Below are 20,296 nucleotides of genomic sequence, written 5' to 3'. Positions count from 1 at the left end.
AGTCATTAGTCATTAGTCATTAGTCATTAGTCATTAGTCATTAGTCATTAGTCATTAGTCATTAGTCATTAGTCATTTACAAAATATTGGGGTCGATTCCCATGAAGCGGAGTCGAGCTTCTAAAGCTTCCGATCGCGATCGTTCTTGTTCCAGCAAAGTTTCTGCTTGTTCGGCTCTTTGGCGTTCTTGTTCGGCCCTTTGGCGTTCTTGTTCGGCCCTTTGCTGTTCTTGTTCAGCTCTTAATTCTGCTTGCTCTCGCAGTTGAGCGAGTTCCACAAAACTTACAAATGGCGCTCCGTTAGGCCCGAATATTTGTAGTGCGGTTTCTGATAGTTGAAACCGCACTCCTAGTCTGGGACTTACCCAACCGTCCGCCGATTCTACAGCTTCTAATTCTTGGTCTCGACGCTGCCATATAGTTAAATCCACTTGTTCCGGGTTGTACAAGTAATATTCTTCCACGCCGTAGCGTTCGTAAAATTTGAATTTTTGAATCATCGGAGTTAGACGGTTGCCCGGCGACAAAATTTCAAACACGACTTGCGGCGGAATGTTATCTTCGTTCCACTGTTGGTAGGAACCTCGATATCTTTTCGGTCGGCCAAAGGCTACCAGCACATCTGGTGCTTGAGCAAGTTTATTATTTCCTTCTACTGGATACCACAGTAAGTTACCCGCCACAAAAACATCAGCAACGCTCGCAAATAAAAGTTCTAAATTTTCTTTGATCCAGACGATTAATCGAAACTGTTCGGTATTATCTGACATGGGTTCTCCGTTGTCATCTGGGTAGATTATTTGTGATTTTTCGGGAGATTGCAGTTGTGTAATCATTGCTTTTTTACCCAAGTTAATGAGGGAATATTAGTCATTAGTCAAAAGTGCTGTAATGACTAATGACTATTAATTTTTAACTGTTGACTAATCTTATTGGTTATTAGTGGCAACCAACAAATAACCAATAACCAATAATCAATAATCAATAATCAATAACCAATAACAACCAACTACTGACTACTGACTACTGACTACTGACTACTGACTACTGACTACTGACTACTGACTACTGACTACTGACTACTGACTATTGACTACTGACTACTGACTATTGTTGCCGAAGACTGCCCATCAAATCGAACCCAGCCAAATTAGCTGTATCCCGAATAATCAAGAAAATTCCCAAACCCAGCAACAACACCAAACCAGTCTGCATAACATTTTCCTGAATGCGGTTCGGCAGAGGCTTGCCCCGCAGTCCTTCTATCAACAGAAAAGCTAGCTGACCGCCGTCCAAAGCAGGTAAAGGCAAGATATTAATCACAGCCAAATTGATGCTAATTAGCACAGCATACTGAAACAAACTCGCAGCATCCGATTTGGCAATCCCTGCACCAATCGCCACAATCGCCACAGGCCCGGACAACTTGTCGGCAGTCTGGCTGAAATTGCTAAGTAACTGCCCGAAACCTTGAACCGTCAGCACCACAATCCGCTCAAATTCTGTCGCGGCCTTGCTAAACGCCTCTACAATTCCTGCCCTCTGACGCACGACAGTGCCGTTAGAAGTTAGCTGCACGCCAATGCGACCTTTGCCGTCGGGCGACAGTTCAGGAGTTACTGTCACCACAAATTTTTGTTCTTGGCGCTGAATTTCCAACGCTAGGGGTTGGTTGGGGTGATCTTGGATTGCTGCGACCAATAATTTGATTGCTTCGCGGGAAGCGCCCAATTCCTTGCCGTCAACAGACAGAACAACGTCGCCCGATCGAATTCCCGCTTGTTTCGCGGCCGAACTGACTTCTGCGGCGACTTCCGGGACTTTAACTCCCGGTAGGTAGTTCATGGATGCAGCGCCGACTGTGCCCAATTGCACCACCAGCAGGAAGTAAGCAAAAATTAAGTTGGCAATTACCCCTGCACTAATGACGATCGCCCGATCGAGCACGGGGCGATTTTTGAGCAAATTCGGGTCATTTGGGGGAATTGTACTGTCTGGATCGTCGTCCGGGAAACCCACGAAACCTCCCAGGGGAAAGGCGCGGAGGGCGTATTCAGTTTCCGGGCCTTGGTACTTCCACAGGATGGGCCCGAAACCGATGGAGAAGCGGTTGACGTGGATGTGTTGAAGTCTCGCCGCCAGGAAGTGGCCGAGTTCGTGAACGACAATCAAGATACCTAAAACTGCGATCGCTGCCAAAACTGACATGAAGGATTCCACTAACACTTTTACTGGACTTTGATTTATTTTAATATCTTTTTAATATCGGCGGCTTCGGAGCGGCAATTTTCAGTCAAACTGGAAGATGGAGTTTTTGTCGGAAGTCCCGGGCGCTGCGATCGGAATGTAGGCGGATTCTTTATGAAGTAAACCCCAGAAACCGGGTTTCTTCTGGATTTTTCGCCAAAAATCGCTTTTATTCAAGAAACCCGGTTTCTTTCTACTTCACTTACCTGGAAAGTTCTGTAAATTTTCGCCTTTCTGAAGGAAGAAGGAAAAAAAATAATTTAACCGATGCCCGATGCCCGATGCCCTATTCCCCATTACAAATTCCTCATTACTAATTCCAAGTTATGAAAGACACTTCTTTGAATATTATCGCTATTTCTATCTTTGCCATCACCGTTTCAATATTGTTGGGCCCCCTATTCAACTTGCCAGAAGCCGTACCTGCGATCGCCACTTTTTGCCTGTTGGGGCTAGCCACCCTCGACAGTTTCCAGTGGCAAGGTCAAGGCGGTACCATTTTATTAGATTGGCTGGGAGGAACTTCCAAACAAAAGCGCGATCGTATCCTTCACCACGAAGCCGGACACTTCCTAGTCGCGTACCTCTTGGGAATTCCCGTAACCAGCTACGCCCTCAACGCTTGGGAAGCATTTAAACAAGGTCAAACAGCCCAAGGCGGCGTCCGATTTGAAGACGAAAAATTAGCATCTCAACTGCAAAACGGCACTCTTTCCTCCCAACTTTTAGACCAATACTGCACCGTGTGGATGGCCGGAATAGTCGCCGAAAAAATTGTTTGCGGCAGCGCACAAGGAGGCGCAGAAGACCGCACAAAAATCAGCGCAATTTTAACGCAACTGCGCCGTCCCAGTTCCGAAATTCAACTCAAACAAAACTGGGGTTCGCTGCGAGCAAAAAACCTGATAGAAAGCCACCAAGCAGCTTACGAAGCCCTAGTCGCAGCAATGGAAAAAAGAGCAACCGTCGCCGAATGCTGCGACATTATCCAGCAAAACTTGTAGGAGAAAGATTACGCACTCTTGCCTGATAAACCCGGTTTATTTATAGATTTATTATTAAAACTGATATCTTGCACCCTTCTCAATTACTTGCTTAGGAACAGGCTTTCCGGCCTGTTCTTGACAATGGTGCAAGATGTGAGTTAAAACCCATATTTTGCCTGTAAACCGGGTTTAAGAGCGTAAATTTTATAGAGATTTAAAATTCATGTCAGAACCAAAAAAAATTGCAACAACACTGCAAACACCGAACCAAAATACAGAAAAGTTGCTGTGGCTGTTCGGTTTCCGCACAGTATTTAATGAAGATGATGTTTTGTCAATGCTGGCATTTCCAGAAATAGAAGTTCAGGTAGGGCGATTGTTTCCTTAAGTCTGTGGGCGGCGGGTTTATCGATATCTTTAGCTACCGATCGATATTTCGGGTAAAACGCGCCCCTGGTATGGTGCGTAGCTGCTAGATTTTCGAGCTTGGAAAGTAGATTATCTGTGGCGGCGCCCCCTACGGTATCTACAGGTATTGTGTATATTGATATCGCTCGAATTACCACAACGTTGTAAGGGCGGGTTCACAAACCATACATAACAATGACCGACAATTTATATAAACCCGCCCCCACCCCACCGTAAATTTGAACGTACATTTGGCTTGTTTGTTGGGTTGGGGCGGGTTTTTGAGATTGTTTGTTTTGGGGCGATTATTGTTGGTGAACCCGCCCCTACCTACAAATCTATCAATTACCAATTATCAATTACCAATTACCAATTATTCAGAATAATCCCGATCGCTACAAAAAACTTAGCATCAGGGCGTAGCGCGAGTTATACTCCTACTGGAAAGACTGTGACTGCCAAAAAATCCCGAAATCAAAGTTTATGAGCAACACTTCCGGGCCTCAACCAGCCGCCGACAACCCCCAAACAAAAAAACTCAGTTTCTCAACAAAATTAGCATACGGTGCCGGCGACCTCGGCCCCGCAATTACTGCGAATGTTTTGGTATTTTTCCTGCTGTATTTCTTTACCAACGTCGCCGGTTTGGCTGCGGGTACTGCTAGCAACATTTTGCTGATCGGCAAGGTTTGGGATGCCATAAATGACCCAATTGTGGGGGTTTTGAGCGATCGCACATCTCATCCCTGGGGCCGCCGCTATCCTTGGATGGTATACGGCGCAATTCCCTTCGGGATCTTCTTCTTTTTGCAGTGGATTGTTCCCAGCAAAGATCCAACGATACTGTTTTGGTACTATGTGGCGATCGGCATTTTGTTTAACACCGCTTACACCGCCGTCAACCTGCCTTACACCGCCCTCACCCCAGAATTAACCCAAGACTACAACGAACGTACTAGCCTTAACAGTTTCCGGTTCTTTTTCTCGATCGGCGGCAGCATCTTGTCGTTAATTTTAGCACAAATCATTTTTGCCTTAGTTAAAGACGATACTCAAAAATACTTAGTATTAGGTGCAATCTGTACAGTCATTTCTGTATTGCCTTTGTACTGGTGTTTTTTAGGAACCCGCAAACACGTCTTATCTCAACTGGAAGAAAATCCAGTAGCAGATAGTTCAACTTCCTTGCCGCTGAAAGAACAGTTACGCATTGCATTTAACAATCGCCCTTTTTTGTACGTAATTGGAATTTACCTCTGTTCTTGGCTGGGAGTGCAATTAACTGCTTCTATTTTGCCCTACTTTGTCATCAACTGGATGAAACTGCCGCCAGCAACTTTTACCCAAACTGCGATCGCAGTTCAAGGTACTGCACTCGCCATGTTATTTGTTTGGAGTAAAGTCAGCGAGAGATACGGCAAAAAAGCCGTATATTTTATGGGCATGAGTTTGTGGATTATTGCCCAAGCCGGACTGTTTTTCCTCCAACCAGGACAAGTATTGCAGATGTACCTATTAGCAGTCATGGCAGGTGTCGGAGTTTCCACTGCTTATCTAATACCTTGGTCGATGATACCGGATGTCATTGAACTCGACGAACTCCAAACAGGCGAAAGACGCGAAGGCGTGTTCTATTCGTTTATGGTCTTGCTGCAAAAAATTGGTTTGGCGCTCGGTTTGTGGTTTGTGGGACAAGCATTAGAACAAGCTGGATTCCTTGCCACAGTTCAGGGACAGGCTGCGCCCGTACAGCCAGATTCAGCGCTCTTTGCGATTCGAGTTGCGATCGGGCCGCTGCCGACAATTGCTTTAATTGCTGGCATGATTCTCACATATTTTTATCCGATCACCCGCGAAGTTCATGCAGAAATCTTGTTGAAACTTAGAGAGAAGAAAGCACAAAATCAGTAAGCGGTAATCAGTAGTGGGTAATTATTAACGTCAAAAACCAATAACTACAAACAGCTAATCCGGGCGATATCCATAGCAATCCTCCCATCATGTGCAAACTCTTGCTCTTCTCTTAAAAACGTTGCGGGTTGCCAGAAAGGATTGCTACAGCTTGCTCGGAGGGCGAATACAAGCGATAGTTTTAGTAATAGTAGGAACTCAGAAACTTGGTTTTTATCGGAAAAAACATAATATCGCGACTCGCCATCCGCCCCGGTAGAAAGACCCAGATAGCTTGAGTTTTTCGAGATGTCGATCGAGTTTGAGAAAACAAGTTATTAAATTTTATGTCTGTAGCACACTATTGAGAGTAATTTGTGATACAATCACCGCGATGCTTAAGTCTATAGACTTAAGCAGCCATCCAGCTCGTTAAAAAGTTTATAATTAAAATAAGAGACAGATTTTTATCGGAAATTGATTCGATTAGTTGCCGTTCCAAAAATCTACTGAATGCTGCTAATTATATCTACATGGAAAATGCAAAACTTTTTAGTCGGTCAGTTAGCGGGTAAGTTAACCGGTGCTGGTGCCGTTGACAGCGAACATAAAAATGGCATAATAATGATAAGGCAATACTAGCGCCAGCAGTGGCTGAGCTTTTAGGGGCAATTGTAAAATTTTGGTAAAGTTATTGCGCGACCTGCGGCAAAGCTCAGCGACACCAGAAAAAGTTGACCGAGGCGCCCAGAAACCTTAAATACAAGCACAACACAGCAGACAGAAATGCAGTCGGCTACAACACTCTCTTCAGTTAGTAAAAAAAAAATTACAGTCGGCCCAACATAGGGATTTAGTTATTTTTGTATACTATGTGAAAGTAGTGAGAACTATTAGAAGGAAGTGGGATCGACCAACCAAGAATCTCCTGTGATATCCTTAAGCCAATGCTCAAAGTATCAACCAGAAGGCTCGCAGAACAAACCTGATTTTACCAACAAAATATCAAAGAGGTCAACATGGAAAGAGAACAGGACGCTCATATCGTACCCATTAGCAGCCAGAGCAGACAGGTGCAACAATTTTCAGTTGACGAGGGAGAAGAGTTAAGCGCGCCGCCTCAGAAAGGATTGAATCTAAAGCCGTTGTTGAGGACTTTTGGGCGAAAAGCGCTAATCATTATTGGGATTGTCGGTCTAGCAGGCGGTGGAGTTGTTTATCAAATCAAGGGAGGTAAGCAAACATATCAAGGCGATTTTCGGATGCTAGTGGAACCCGTGACAACGGAGGCAAGAATTGCTGACCCCGCTGCCCTCGCCAATCGCGGCGAGGGGGGGGCAATGCCTAGTCGAGATTTTTTTAGTTTGGACTACCCAACTCAACTTGCAATTCTCCAGAGTCCTCAGATGCTTTCTGCTATTGCCAAACAAGTCCAAAAACGATATCCAGAAGTTACTGAGGAAATTTTAAAAAAAGGATTAGTCGTTTTGCGCGTCGGAGAAAATGAGTTGACGATCACTAAAATCTTAGAAGTTCGCTTCCTGGAGACTGATTATCAATTAGTTATGTTCGTTTTAGAAGAAACTAAAAAGAAATATTTAAAGTACAGTCTTGACGAACGCAAAAGTCGCATTGGTGAAGGTGTTAAATTTATTGAAGACCAGCTTCCGGGACTCACTAAGCGCGTAAATACGCTGAAGTCGGAGTTACAGGTGATACAGCAGCAGCAAAATATTACCGACCCTAAAGAACAAGGCGGGCAATTGATCGCGCAAGTTCGCACCGTAGAAACTTTAGAGTTAGAAACTCAAAGGCTGTTGCAGGAACAGAAAACGCTGTACGCTAACTTGCAAAAACAATTAGATTTTACACCAAATGAAGCTATTGCCGCTTCAGCTTTAAGCGAAGAACCTCAATATAAAGAGTTGCTGACCAAGGTTAAGGAAGTAGAAGGTCAGATTGCTGTAGAAACAGCTCGTTTTAAATCTGCTAACCCTATAGTGGAAGCTTTAGAGCGCAAGCGGGCAAATTTAGTAGCTTTGCTCAACCAGCAAACTGAGCGAATTTTGGGGCAAAATTTAGTAGGAGCCCAAGCCAATTCTAAAGTTCAAAATTTTCAAAATTCGATTCGCATAGGCTTGATTAAACAATTGGTTGATACTGCCAACCAAGTTCAAGTATTAGAAGCTCGCAGTCAGGCGATCGGTCAAACTAAAAACAATTTGATCCGAGAAGCACGAGAATTTCCCAGTATAGCCCGCCGCTACAACGAACTGCAACAGCAATTAGACATCGCCGCCCGCACCCGCGATCAACTTTTAAGTCAGCGGGAAACTCTGCGCGTCCAAGCAGCTCAAAGCCAAGTACCTTGGGAAATAATTTCTGAACCAGCGATACCGAAAGATATTAAAACAGGCAAGTTAATTCCCGTTGCATCGAAAGCTAAAAACAAATTGGTGATGGCAGTTGTTGGGGGGCTAGTGTTGGGTCTGGCAGTGGCTATTCTCATTGAAAAAATCCGCAATATTTTCTACTGTGCTGATGACGTTAAAGATGCGTTTGACCCGCCTTTATTGGGAGCAATTCCTCTTGACAAAAATGCTAAAAACTTTCCGCCTTCTATTGCTAATTCCTATGCTTATCTTGAAGGAAAAGAGGGTAATAAGAAAATTGCTTCGGAATTTATAGAAGCTTTTGACTCTCTTTATACTAATATCCGCTTTCTTTCTTCAAATCGAACGATTAGCTCTTTGGTAATTGGTTCGGCTACAGTTGGCGAAGGCAAATCTACGGTTGCTTTAAACTTAGCTCATGTGGCAGCGCTGGCGGGTCAGCGAGTGTTGTTAGTAGACGCAAATTTGCATTCGCCCAGCTTGCACTTGCTGTTGGAACTGCCTAATGTTAAGGGATTGAGCAACTTGCTCGACAATAAAAACGAACCAAATGAAATTATCCAGCGATCGCCTGACGCAGATAATCTTTTTGTATTGACTGCCGGTCTCCCTATTCCCGGTACTGCCAGACGGCTTGCCTCATCTGGGATGCAGTATTTAATGGAAGAACTTCACGCAACATATGACTTAGTTATCTACGATACGCCGGCGCTGGTTGACAGTAAAGATACGAATTTTTTAGCGGCGCGCACCGATGGAATACTAATGGTTGTAGCAATTCGTCAGGCCAAGTTTTCTGTAGTCAAAAAAGTTTTCAGTCAATTAGAAAATTTTGGTATACCTTGCTTGGGCACAGTTGCTAATCATGCCACCAAAGGCAAGAAGTATCAAGTATCTAAATCATCAGTTGTTGAAGAGAAAAATGAATATTTGAATCTTTCACCAGTACCGTCTGGCATCCGCAAACTAGCTCCCAAAAAAGAGTGATATCGTGTCCGATCGACCACAATAAAATTGGTTTGTAGTGAGGAATGCAAGTCATCCAAAAATCTGAGGACTTGCATTCCTCACTACAAAAACCTGGATTGCGGGTAATTGACCGGACATGATATGAGAGCAAAAAAGATGACAATCAAGCAATTAGGTCTCTTGCCCCCGGATTCATTTGTGGAGCGAGAAAAAAGCCCCGAATGCCGATCGCAAGCCCCCAGATTTACAGCGTATTCCAGGTTGGTAGGGACACGGCAATGCCGTGTACCTATTGAGGATAAGCTGTGGAGCATTTAAAATAGTATTGTAGGGTGCGTCAGCCCTATCTTGTTTCCCTTGCTTAGTAAGTGTTCTAGCTGACGCACCCTACAGGCCTCGTTAGTGGTTTAAATGTCGAACAGCTTATAGTTTTCAGGTTGGAATTTGGAATTTTAAGTTTTAAGTTGGAAGAGGAGATAATTTTCCTTCTTCCTTCTTCCTTCTTCCTTCTTCCTTCTATCCGTTACACAATCCGTTGCCGAACTTCCTTCTATCCGTTACATCCGTTACATCCGTTACACAATCCGTTGCCGAACTTCCCTCTTCCCCCTAAAACACAGTACCGTCACTTTCAATCTGAATTGGCGGCCCTCCACCAGCCCTCAATTCGCCCGCAATCTTCCGCCCAGCCGCCCAAGTTCCTCCTTGCAAAATCTTCACCAGCGGCAATTGATCCGCACTCAAATGCAGCTTTTCTCGCATAGCTGCGGCAATTTTATCTAAAAGAATCACAGTTAGCGATCGCCATTCTACTATAACTTCCGAACCAGGCAAGTAACTCTGCTCAAAAATAGCCGAATCTTTTGCCCGCAGCAGCCCGATATCCAAACACAAACCGCCGTTGCGGTACTCCGGCAATCCCGTTAACTCATCCAATCCGGCGACTTCTAAACCAAGTTCTTGCAGCGGTTCCAACAGCGAATAAGTCAACCACTGCGAGAGTTTGTGAAACGGAACAAATTCATCTCCCAGATTTTCTCCTTGTAATGCCTGATGCCGCCAAACATCGCCTAAATTAACGCCACCAATTGCATATCTTCCCGGCCAAATTTCCCCAAAACCTGTCAAAACAGCCCTCAACACTTCAGAAGCCTTCACAGTTTTGACTCCTGAAACCCGACTGTCGAGCAAGTATTTTGCCAAATTGCCGGGACGCGGGTTTTCGCTGCCAAATAATAATGGATGCTGGCAAATAGCATTTCCCAAACGCTGCAATAATTCTAATCTGCCTGTTAAACCAACTAGCGGATTGTCTCGACTTACCTGAAATCCTGCCGCTAAGCTTTCTAGTTTTAATTGAGAAAGTCCGCGAGAGTCAGCAGAAAAAGGAAAATCGGGATTGCTGGAAAAAACACCTTGACAAAACATCCGCAAGCTGGCTATTGCTAACCCTTCAGAACGGCGGTAAACCTGTTTGGTTTCTGGTTCGCAATACTGCCAATCTGCACCAGCACCGGCATCGAGCAAAACGCTGACAATTGCTAAATCAAATTTGATTTTAGCTTGCTCTATGGGTGAAAATTCGGCTATTGCTGCATCCAATTCGGCGAGTCGCGACAGGTTGCCGGCTTCAAAATGCCGCCAGCGACTGTGAAAGGGAATGTTAAAATCGGGATACTGCTGGCGCGTTGTCTCAATTACATAATTTGCTGCTTTGTCGAGTTGGGATAAATCGACGCGGAAGTAGCGGAGTTTATTTTCGGAGGCTAAATTAAAAAGCCGATCGCACTTTTGGCGTAGGGCAGCCGGCGTTCTCAGATATTCTACAGTCTCAAGTTCAATTTTATTCAACTTCATGCCACCAAACACCGATAAACATCGTTTTCTTGAAAAAAGTCAAACTGACTGTAATCTAAAAGATTATCTAAAATCGCATTTTTATCGATTTTAACCAGCTTATATTCCCACTTCGAGCCGCTGACTTCGCGTTTTATTTTATCGGAAACTATCACAGAATTTTTTTCTGCACCAGGGGATACTATTTTACTTAAATCTTCCAGCCTGTCGGCGATGTTAATATCTTTTCCATAAGTGCAAGACCGAAATATATACAAATTTCCCTTAGCAACTCCCACCGACAAGCCGCAAGGTATTTTATTACCGTGAATAAAAAGTTTCCAATTCTCGCACAAACTCTCCATTGCCGCTAAGGCTGAGTGAGCTTCCGGGAAAGTCAACAAATGCGAATCGCCAACAATACTCCGAATTGTGCCGCCGTATTCTTCGCAAATTGTTTTTTCAAAAGTATCGAAGTTGGTGAGCAAATATTCAACGTCTTTGATTGAATTAGATTCTTGATAAGCAATAAAACCTCTCAAATCTGCTTTAATTATTGCTTGATTTTCTACTATTCGCGTTTTGTAACTTTGGTCAACTTTGTAAACTTTTTCAGGTTCGCTCATCCCTTTCAAAGAAAACTCGTTGACAAAAGATGTTTGCACTTCTGCTTTGTTGAGCGCCAGCCATGCTGCTTGGGACAAATATATTTCATCGGGCGGAGTTACTGATTCTATGCGCGCTGTTAAATTCACCGTATCGCCAAAGATATCTTTATCTTGATGCAAGACATCTCCTAATGTAATAGACACGCGAATAGCCAATCGTTCGTCGTTCGCCTTGCTAGATTGCTGCGCTCTCAATTCTTGCTGCATTTCTATGGCTGCCACAGCCGCTGCTGTGACGCTGGGAAAAATCATCCAAAATGAATCACCTTCCCCTTTAATCACGCTTCCTTCATTTCTGGTGCTAATATCTGAAATAAAATTTTTATGCTCGTTTAACAAACTACTTAAGTCCGACTGAGATAATTTTTTAACTCGGCCGGTATATCCGCAAATATCTGTTTTTACGATCACAGTAGAACGCAAATTAGCCATAACCTACCCTGACTTATAAACAAACAAGCAATTAATTTTACTGAACTTACCCACCGCTGACCAAAAAACAAATTTCTAGCGCATTTATTTTGCGACCACCAGAGGATTTTTGGCAGAAACCAGTTTTTTTTGCCAAGCATCCTATTTTATTTGGCAAAGACGCGATTGTTCGCGCTCGATCGCGTCTTTACCATCTCAATCTCCTAAATCTCGCCCTTGAGTTTCAGCAAGAATTGTAGCATCTGGCACTTCGTCTGGTGTGTAGTAGCCGGCGGCTTTTTTGGCGACAATTTCGACTTGTGCGTCTGCGGGAATCCAATCTTCAGGAATTGGGATGCGATCGACCACCTGAATGCCAGAATTGATAATCGCATTGTATTTCATATCGCTCATCGAAACTAAACTGTCAATGCGAGATATCCCCAACCAGTGCAGCACGTCTGGCATTAGTTCTTGAAACCTCATATCTTGAACTCCCGCAACGCATTCAGTGCGAGAAAAATAGGCATCAGCGCGATCGCCGCCTTCCTGCCGTTTTCTAGCATTGTACACCAAAAACTTAGTCACTTCCCCCAAAGCTCTCCCTTCCTTGCGGAAGTAAACTATTACCCCAGAACCGCCTGATTGTGCCGTTTGGATGCAAATTTCCATCCCATGTACCAAATAAGGGCGACAAGTGCAGATATCGGAACTGAAGACATCTGAACCGTTGCATTCATCATGTACCCGTACCGCCAACTGCTTATCCGAGTCAGAAATATTCGCGACATCACCAATAATATAAACCGTAGTTCCGCCAATTGGCGGCAAGAAAATGTGCAAGTCCGGCCGCGTCACTAAGTCCGAGAACATTCCGCCTGTTTCCTCAAACAGGACACGACGGAGAACGCTTTCTTGGGCGCCGATCCTGCTGGCAATTCCCGGTAAATACCACACCGGGTCGATCGCAATTTTAGTTACTGCTAAATTCCCGCCTTCTTTGACTATTTTACCATCAATTTGCACTCGCCCCTTAGCGATAGCATCTTGCAATTCCGGCATATTAATGTGAGCTTTAGTAACAGCAATTGTCGGTCGAATATCGTATCCCTGCTGGAGAAATGAAGTATAAACTTCGCTGACCAAACCCCCAAAGGGATCGAGAGAAACAATCAAATTGCGATCGCCCCAACTCGGGTGCGGCCCGATGTGTGCGGCCGGAGATGTGTTGGTAAAATCGGGGCGGTGATCTGCTTGGAGTGCGCCAGAAGCAACTGCTAGCGCTCGATAAACAGAGTAGGAACCCGAATGAGTGCCGATCGCATTCCGGTGAGATGATTTGGTGAGGCTGCCAATCACAGGCCCCCGTTTCAGGGGATCGATTTCTCCCCAGTAGATGGGAAGAGGTTTTCTGCCGGATCTGTCGGGATGGGAGGTTAAAACTATATGCTTGGGTTTTGACACAGTTTTTTTGGGTTTCTTGCTATGGATGCTGCTGTTGGTTGAAAGTGAAATTGCAATTTGAAGCAGTGATTTATGATAGCAACAGGATTCAGAATCTGGAAGTATCCGGCATAGCCAAACCCGTGACGCTGACTGGCGCAGTTTCCTCAAAAATATAAAAATTTTATATTTTGGGTTTAGCGATCGGGGCTGCACTGCCAACAACAAAGCTACATATTTATTTCAAGTTTATTTAGCGATTCTATTTCATTTGTGCCTGAGATTTTTTTGCAATAACCGCAGAGGGCACAGAGGGCGCAGAGAATCTAGAAAAGAGAGAAAGAGGAAAAGAGAGATGTTCACAAATTCTGCAAGGGTTGCTATAGTTACAACTGGTAGCGCTGAATTATCAAGAAAATACATACTAACTCACAAAATTAATGTTGCCAAGTACATCTAATTATTTGCTAAAAAATGGTCGCGTACCCGCGTCTCTTCTAGAGATGAAATCGATCGCGCCCTCAGCTTCTACTGTCGCAACAACAGGGACTGAGAACAATTTTTGTGCGGTGGATGTGGAAATTGCAGCGGGTACGATCGCCCAAATCATCCCCACAGGTACGGAACCTTTATTCCCAATTGCAGATATCCCAATTATGGATTTGTGCAACGGCTTAGTTTTGCCTTGTTTTGTGGATATGCACGCGCATTTAGACAAAGGACACATTTGGGAACGATCGCCCAATCCCGATGGAACTTTTGCAAGTGCGCTGGAGACTGTGTGCGCTGATGCCGAAAAAAACTGGAATGCAGAGGATGTTTACCGGCGGATGGAGTTCGGACTAAAGTGCAGCTACGCCCACGGAACCAAGGCCATCCGCACTCACATCGACAGCGCCGGGGAACAGGGAACCGTTAGTTTGGGAGTATTTGAAGCGCTGCAAGCCGAATGGGGCGATCGGCTGATCTTGCAAGCAGTTTCCCTCGTTTCCCTCGACTATTTCCTGACACCCGCCGGCGAAAAATTAGCCGATCGCATTGCTGAAATTGGTGGCATTCTCGGGGGCGTCGCCTACATGAACCCGGATTTAGGCAAACAACTCGATCGAGTCTTTAGCTTAGCCCGAGAACGCGGTTTAAACCTCGACTTCCACACCGACGAAACTGACGATCCAGAATCAACAACACTGCTGGAAGTAGCAAAAACGGCTATTCGCCATAAATTTAGCGGTCAAATTATCTGCGGACACTGCTGTAGTTTAGCCGTACAACCGCCAGATTTAGTAACACAAACTCTGGAATTAGTCAAGGCAGCAAATATTGGCATTGTCAGCTTGCCGATGTGCAACCTTTACCTGCAAGACAGACTATCTGGGCGTACACCGCGCTGGCGGGGAGTGACGCTGCTGCACGAACTAAAAGCAGCAGGAATTCCCGTCACAGTTGCTAGCGACAATTGTCGAGATCCGTTTTACGGATTTGGCGATCACGATGTTTTGGAAGTCTTTAATATGGCAGTCCGCATTGCCCATTTAGATAGACCTTGGGAAGATTGGCCGCGGACAGTCACAAAAACACCAGCAGATTTAATGGGATTGCCGAATCTGGGAAAAATTGCCGTTGGTTTACCAGCAGATTTAATTTTGTTTAAGGCGCGGAATTTCAGCGAATTGTTATCGAGGTCGCAGCGCGATCGCACAGTTTTGCGGCAAGGTATAGAAATTGATACAACTTTGCCCGATTACCGCGAACTAGACGACTTGTTGCAGGAAGACTCGGCGGTTGAAACCGCTGCTATACAAACAAAACCCGCCGACGCGGGTTGAAGAAAACTCTGCGGTTAAAATTATTTTATCTTCTTCAGTCCGCGGAGGCGGACTTCGTTTTTGTAGACGCGGTTTCAACCGCCGTCTCATCTTGTCAACTGACAAGAGATTTGATATAAATATAAAGGCTGATGCGATCGAGGATGTTTTAAGTGAAAGCAGTTATTTTATTGTCGGGAGGGCTGGATTCCTCAACAGTTTTGTATCAAGCCAAAGCCGACGGCTGCGAGTGTTACGCTATTTCCTTTGACTACCAGCAAAGGCACCGGCGGGAGTTGGAATCAGCAAGGGCGATCGCACTTTCAGCGGATGTTAAGGCGCATCAGGTGGTAAACTTTGACCTGACGCTTTGGGGCGGTTCGGCTTTGACGGATAATGAGATGGAATTGCCGATCGATCGCACTCTGGGAGAAATGTCTCAAAACATCCCCAGTACCTACGTTCCAGCTAGAAATACGATCTTTCTCAGCTTTGCCCTCGCCTACGCAGAAACCCTAGAAGCCGATCGTATTTACATCGGTGTCAACGCTTTAGATTATTCCGGCTATCCCGACTGCCGCCTCGATTACATCCAAGCCATGCAGGAAGTATTCCGGTTAGGAACAAAGCAGGGAAGGGAAGGAGAACCTATTAAAATTATAACACCTTTAATCGAACTTAAAAAAACAGAAATTATTGAATTGGGTAACAAGTTGGGAGTGCCTTGGGAGCAAACTTGGTCTTGTTACGCAGGTGGGGAAACTGCGTGCGGCGTTTGCGATTCTTGTCGGCTGCGGTTGGCGGCTTTTGAGGAATTGGGATTGAAAGATATGGTATCTTACGCTTAAACATGACTGACGCGCGACTGCCCAGAAACCGGGTTCTTTAGCGAGAATACATTAGACCTCTCCAATAATTGTGGAACAGGCATCTTGCCTGTTCAAGATTGGCTTTTCTGGAGAAATTTATTGCAGTCACTCCTACAAAACTAAAATTTAAAAAATTGATTGTTAGTTAGTTTTGAATCAGCAGGCTACTTATTATACCTCTTGCAAAAATCCTTTTAATCAAATTCTGGAACGGGCAAGATGCCCATTCCACAAGAAAAAAAAATTTGTGGGATGGGCATCTTGCCCGTCCTAGTTATTTTTGCAAGAGGTCTATTTACCTTCTGGCTCATCCTCAATTTCCGGTTGACCCTTGTTTTCCTGTTCATCCTTAATTTCATTTTGCAGCGAATTCAATCGGACTAAAAGCATATCAGCTATTTGCGATTGTCCTCTAGCCCTGTAGATATCTATCGCTTTCTGAAAATCTTCAACAGCACCCTGTAGGTTTCCTAATAAAGTTTGAGCATTAGCGCGAACCATATGCGCTTCGGGAAAGCTAGGATTGAGATTAATTGCTTGAGTTAAAAGTTCAACTGATTCTTTATATTGTCCTTGGCGAGCGAGGTCGAATCCTTGTTTATAAAGTTCTTGAGCTTTCATAATATTCCTTAAGTTCTGCTGTTCATCGCGCTTGCATAAAGGATCGAGTCTATTTACTTGACCTGATGAATCAATTATAAAGCACCCTGTTTCTTCCTGAGCATTCGCTACAGTCTGAAAAAGAAGTATAATCGCGTTAGAGTTTAGTTAATGGTAAAAGATATGTCTATTGAAGAGCGCCGAGGTATTGAAACAATTGACAGAAACCAAAATCTACTTATCGTTCGGGCTCCTATTGAATCAGTAGCCCAAAAGCTTAGTAGGGCGAGACGTGCGGATGTCTGGGAACGGGATATCTACGATCGCGAAATCGAAATTACCGCCGAAAGCTATATTGTGTTTCAATTCCGGGGACACCCGTGGACTCTCGTTGAACAACTGAATTATCATCCCGGTTCCCTTGTATTTGGAGAAGGGGATGCTATCACCCTTTCCTGGTTCCTATCCACTCGCGCCATCTACTACAAATGTAGCGACACTTGCGGTTATATTGGTTATAACTGCTACGACAGAGGCGCATTTGCAGAGATGCTGTACTTTGAGGAAGAAATGGATCTCCTATTCCTCTCTGATTTTCGTGAGGTTAAAGCTGAGGAAATTGGCAGTGCCTTTCGCTTTACTTTCGCTTTTATGGAGGAGCAAGATATCTATATTCCCTACGTATATTACGAAAATGTGAAGGTGGGAAATCGCGTTAATTTGCGCCCCAAAGGCCCGACGTTAGATGATTTAGTACGCAGCGACTTCGAGCGAGTAGATTATCTAGGTATTCGCTAAAATATGCTCAACTAGAAAATTTCTCCGCACCTCTCAACCCGCTATTCGATCGCCCTTTCCCCACAATTTCCCCATCCGCTGCTGCAACTTCACCCAAAGCTCGATCGCCCGCCGTCCCTTCCAACAACTGAATTTGAAGTTGATCCAACCTGGGCCCGGACACAGAAACAACCGTAAGTTCCACATTTCCGCAGCGCGAAACTTCCCCAACAGCCGGCATTCTTTGCAACTGATAACTCAGAAAACCTCCGATTGTCTGATATTCGTCAGTTACGGGCAAATCCACATTCAATATTTGATTCACATCATCTACATTTAACTGCGCTTGCACCAAAAAAGTGCGATCGTCCAATACTTGCAAAGCAATTTCTTTACTGTCGGGCGACTCGTAGCTGCGGCCGATAATTTCGGCAATCAAATCCCTCAGCGTCACTAACCCGGAAATGCCGCCAAATTCATCGACAACGATCGCAATTTCTTCCGACGAACTCTGCATCAAAGGCAGCAGTTCCCCCAGCAGCATCATCTCCGGCACAAATCTCACCGACTGCATCCAAGTTACAATTTCCGTGTCGGGAGATAGCAAACCTTCAGCTAGAGGTTTCGCAAGTTGTTTGAAGCCAATAATGCCGATAATGTCGTCTAAAGAATCTCCGGTGACTGGATAGCGGGAATGATTGGAAATCGCCATTTCGTCGAGCAAAGTTTGAAAGGTAGCCGTCTTCGGAAGTGCGACAATGCTCGGCTTGGGAACCATCACTTCTTCTACCCAAACTTCGCCAAATTCAAACACGTTGTTAAGCAGTTCTCGCTCTTCTGCTTCTAAGCCGCTCGATTCGCTGGAAGTAGCTATAATTAATTGCAGTTCTTCGGGAGTAACCGGCCGGTGTCTTAGGTCGTATTCCATGCCCGCAAACCGCAAGAGCGATCGAGTGGATTGATTGAGAAACGACACAAAGGGATTGAACAAACGGGAAATCAATAAACTCGGAGGCCCTAAACTTCTGGCTAACTGTTCGGAATACAGTAACGCTACAGATTTGGGAAAGAGTTCGCCGAGTACGATTTGCAGGTAAGCTAGCAAGAAAAAAGTTACTATTGATAAGCTAAAAGAATGGGCGATGGCCGACTTGATGTAAATTGGCAGCGGCAAATAGCCGATCGCAAATTTGACTAGCACGGCGATCGTATCTTCCCCAATCCAGCCGAGAGCTAAACTAGAAAGAGTGATTCCCAACTGCATTGTCGAAAGCAATCGCTCGATACTTTTTTGCAAAGATTGAACAGTTAGAGCTGCAACGTCGCCAGCATCCACTAACTGATTGATGCGCGATCGGCGTACCGTCACCATCGAAAACTCAGCCGCCACAAAAAAAGCATTGATCGCAATCAGCAGCAGCACTGACAGCAACCGCGACAGCACCTCTGCCCAAGTCATCGCGGGTAACTCAGCTATTTCCTGCACTCTCGCCCCTAAAAGTGACACAATGCTCCCTAGAACAATTTTCTCGATCGATCGAACCTGAGAATCCGTCTGGAGGTTTTGCTCCTTTTGTCTTATTTCGCCACAGGAATGCCAGATATTTGCAACTGAAGTTTTTGACCTGGATAATCTGTCAGCGTCAGCGAAACTTCCTTAGCATTTTCCAGCAAAGCTGTGGGGATACTAACCGTACCGTAATACACCTGCCCGTTGGGGGGCAGTTCGGCCGGCAAATCCTCGGCTGTCGCGCTCAGGACACGGCCCTGATTGTCAGTCACGTTCAAGAAACTGTAGAGAAACCTCACAGCTTGCGAGCCTTCGTTTTTCAGGCTCACGTCTAGCAGCATGGAGTTGCTGCGCTGACTGGCCGCGCTCACTTCTAGGGTTATTCCCCCGTCGCGACTGTTGAGGGGAAACTTGGCGCTGGCATTTTGCGCGATCGGTTTTTTGGCTGTGGCTGGTTTAGAGCTTGCCTTGTCTGCTTTAGTATTTGCCCCGGCCGTTATTTTGTCTGGATCGCGACCTTCTACCCGCGCTTTGACGGTTTTGAGAATGTCTTTTTCTTTCAAAATGCTCACTTGGTCTTTGCTAGCGGGATTTCCCTGCTTGCCGCTGCCGACATTGTTGCTGGGGCGAATATCGGGTTGAGTTGTTCCTTTCAAGGCTTCGCGACCTATAGTAAATCCCCAAACAGAACTCGTCACACCTGCTCCAAACATCATAGCCAGGAGAATTAGAGTCAGCACTACTGTCGAATTCACTGCCATTGCCTGTAATTTTATGCCGAGTCGTAGAAACTGCTTTGTCCGGTCGATCGGCTTGCCTAACAGAGGCTAACAGGCGATCGGGTTCGGCAGATCTAAAGATTTTGATTTTTGTTCTCTAGTTCTAGCACGGACTGGGAAATTATGTTATAATGACTTTTGAGTTAAGTCGAACAAATCGATTTAACGGCAGTTGGCCGAGCGGTTTAGGCAGCGAACTCATAATTCGCCCCAGGCAGGTTCAACTCCTGCACTGCCGATTTTCAATAAATCAAGACACTCCAAGCGCGGGCTAAAAACCCGGTTTCTTCTCTGATACCAGTTATGGCTCCCGTGGGGCTAGAAACCGGGTTTCTACGAAAAAATTGCGACCTGCAACCAAAAATATACGAAGAAACCCGGTTTGTGAGGTCGCAAGTGCGATCGCGACAAACTAGACATTCGATAGATCGACTCCTTGCTGAGATATCTTGGCTCCGCGCGCGTCACGAGCACGCTCACTGCGAAAATTATGATTCCGATGCCAACGGAAACGATAAGTAGATCCACCTAATTAAACTAAAAATACGGCTCGCGCTCAAGCTTGCCGTGTAAGTCTTCTTCCTTCTTCCTTCTATCCTTTACATCCGTCGAGCGAATCCGTTGCCGAACTTCCTTCTTCCTTCTATCCTTTACATCCGTCGAGCGAATCCGTTGCCGAACTTCCTTCTTCCTTCTATCCTTTACA

The 20,296-nt window shown here is 45.1% G+C and carries 15 protein-coding genes and 1 tRNA gene; 8 read left to right on the top strand and 8 right to left on the bottom strand.

Going from position 1 to position 20,296, the window contains the following annotated elements:
* Positions 1-76: 76 nt before the first annotated feature.
* Together QUB70_RS24265 and rseP are read right to left on the bottom strand one after the other, a co-directional pair.
* A complete protein-coding gene (locus QUB70_RS24265; protein ID WP_332983940.1) occupies positions 77-835 on the bottom strand; it encodes a Uma2 family endonuclease in 759 nt (252 codons plus the stop codon).
* Between the two features lie 271 nt (positions 836-1,106).
* The gene (gene rseP, locus QUB70_RS24260; RefSeq protein ID WP_332983939.1) at positions 1,107-2,207 is read right to left on the bottom strand and encodes an RIP metalloprotease RseP; all 1,101 of its coding nucleotides are present in this window, start codon (positions 2,205-2,207) and stop codon (positions 1,107-1,109) included.
* A 365-nt stretch (positions 2,208-2,572) separates the two neighbouring features.
* Between rseP and QUB70_RS24255 the strand changes: the two genes are divergently transcribed.
* From QUB70_RS24255 to QUB70_RS24240, 4 genes are all read left to right on the top strand, one after another.
* Positions 2,573-3,250, top strand: a complete 678-nt coding sequence (locus QUB70_RS24255) for an ATP-dependent Zn protease (RefSeq protein WP_332983938.1) — start codon at positions 2,573-2,575, stop codon at positions 3,248-3,250.
* A 205-nt stretch (positions 3,251-3,455) separates the two neighbouring features.
* Complete coding sequence (locus QUB70_RS24250) at positions 3,456-3,620, top strand: hypothetical protein (RefSeq protein ID WP_332983937.1); 165 nt, start codon at positions 3,456-3,458, stop codon at positions 3,618-3,620.
* Positions 3,621-4,123: 503 nt separating this feature from the next.
* Positions 4,124-5,551 carry an MFS transporter gene (locus tag QUB70_RS24245; protein ID WP_332983935.1) on the top strand — a complete coding sequence of 476 codons (1,428 nt, stop codon included), beginning with the start codon at positions 4,124-4,126 and terminating at the stop codon, positions 5,549-5,551.
* 998 nt (positions 5,552-6,549) lie between these two features.
* Positions 6,550-8,910, top strand: coding sequence for a GumC family protein (locus QUB70_RS24240; RefSeq protein ID WP_332983934.1), 2,361 nt, complete (start codon positions 6,550-6,552; stop codon positions 8,908-8,910).
* Positions 8,911-9,501: 591 nt separating this feature from the next.
* Here the strand turns inward: QUB70_RS24240 and QUB70_RS24235 are convergent.
* The 3 genes from QUB70_RS24235 to QUB70_RS24225 form a co-directional block, all read right to left on the bottom strand.
* On the bottom strand, positions 9,502-10,749 hold the full coding sequence (locus QUB70_RS24235; RefSeq protein WP_332983932.1) for a URC4/urg3 family protein: 1,248 nt from the start codon (positions 10,747-10,749) through the stop codon (positions 9,502-9,504).
* Entirely contained in the window at positions 10,746-11,828 is a 1,083-nt protein-coding gene (locus QUB70_RS24230) for an adenylate/guanylate cyclase domain-containing protein (RefSeq protein WP_332983931.1), read from the bottom strand. Before QUB70_RS24230 ends, QUB70_RS24235 begins: the two co-directional genes overlap by 4 nt.
* A gap of 195 nt (positions 11,829-12,023) precedes the next feature.
* Positions 12,024-13,271, bottom strand: a complete 1,248-nt coding sequence (locus QUB70_RS24225) for a GTP cyclohydrolase II (RefSeq protein WP_332983930.1) — start codon at positions 13,269-13,271, stop codon at positions 12,024-12,026.
* Positions 13,272-13,690: 419 nt separating this feature from the next.
* Between QUB70_RS24225 and QUB70_RS24220 the strand changes: the two genes are divergently transcribed.
* Positions 13,691-15,076, top strand: coding sequence for a cytosine deaminase (locus QUB70_RS24220; protein WP_332983929.1), 1,386 nt, complete (start codon positions 13,691-13,693; stop codon positions 15,074-15,076).
* Between the two features lie 152 nt (positions 15,077-15,228).
* On the top strand, positions 15,229-15,903 hold the full coding sequence (gene queC / locus QUB70_RS24215; protein ID WP_332983928.1) for a 7-cyano-7-deazaguanine synthase QueC: 675 nt from the start codon (positions 15,229-15,231) through the stop codon (positions 15,901-15,903).
* 312 nt (positions 15,904-16,215) lie between these two features.
* Here the strand turns inward: queC and QUB70_RS24210 are convergent, their stop codons facing one another.
* Complete coding sequence (locus QUB70_RS24210) at positions 16,216-16,545, bottom strand: tetratricopeptide repeat protein (protein WP_332983926.1); 330 nt, start codon at positions 16,543-16,545, stop codon at positions 16,216-16,218.
* Between the two features lie 162 nt (positions 16,546-16,707).
* Here QUB70_RS24210 and QUB70_RS24205 point away from each other — a divergent pair, with 162 nt between their 5' ends.
* Positions 16,708-17,322 (top strand): hypothetical protein, encoded by a 615-nt coding sequence (locus QUB70_RS24205; protein WP_332983925.1) that lies wholly within the window; start codon positions 16,708-16,710, stop codon positions 17,320-17,322.
* Positions 17,323-17,329: 7 nt separating this feature from the next.
* Here QUB70_RS24205 and QUB70_RS24200 read toward each other — a convergent pair whose 3' ends face one another.
* Both QUB70_RS24200 and QUB70_RS24195 read right to left on the bottom strand, forming a co-directional pair.
* Positions 17,330-18,808 (bottom strand): hemolysin family protein, encoded by a 1,479-nt coding sequence (locus QUB70_RS24200; protein ID WP_332983923.1) that lies wholly within the window; start codon positions 18,806-18,808, stop codon positions 17,330-17,332.
* 71 nt (positions 18,809-18,879) lie between these two features.
* A complete protein-coding gene (locus QUB70_RS24195; protein ID WP_332983922.1) occupies positions 18,880-19,572 on the bottom strand; it encodes a hypothetical protein in 693 nt (230 codons plus the stop codon).
* Between the two features lie 184 nt (positions 19,573-19,756).
* Between QUB70_RS24195 and QUB70_RS24190 the strand changes: the two genes are divergently transcribed.
* A tRNA-Ile gene (locus QUB70_RS24190) sits at positions 19,757-19,829 on the top strand.
* Positions 19,830-20,296 lie beyond the last annotated feature (467 nt).

Source organism: Microcoleus sp. A003_D6, assembly GCF_036702825.1.
GTDB lineage: Bacteria > Cyanobacteriota > Cyanobacteriia > Cyanobacteriales > Microcoleaceae > Microcoleus.
Note: the sequence above shows the minus strand (reverse complement) of the source record. Positions and strands in the feature narration are given on the sequence as shown.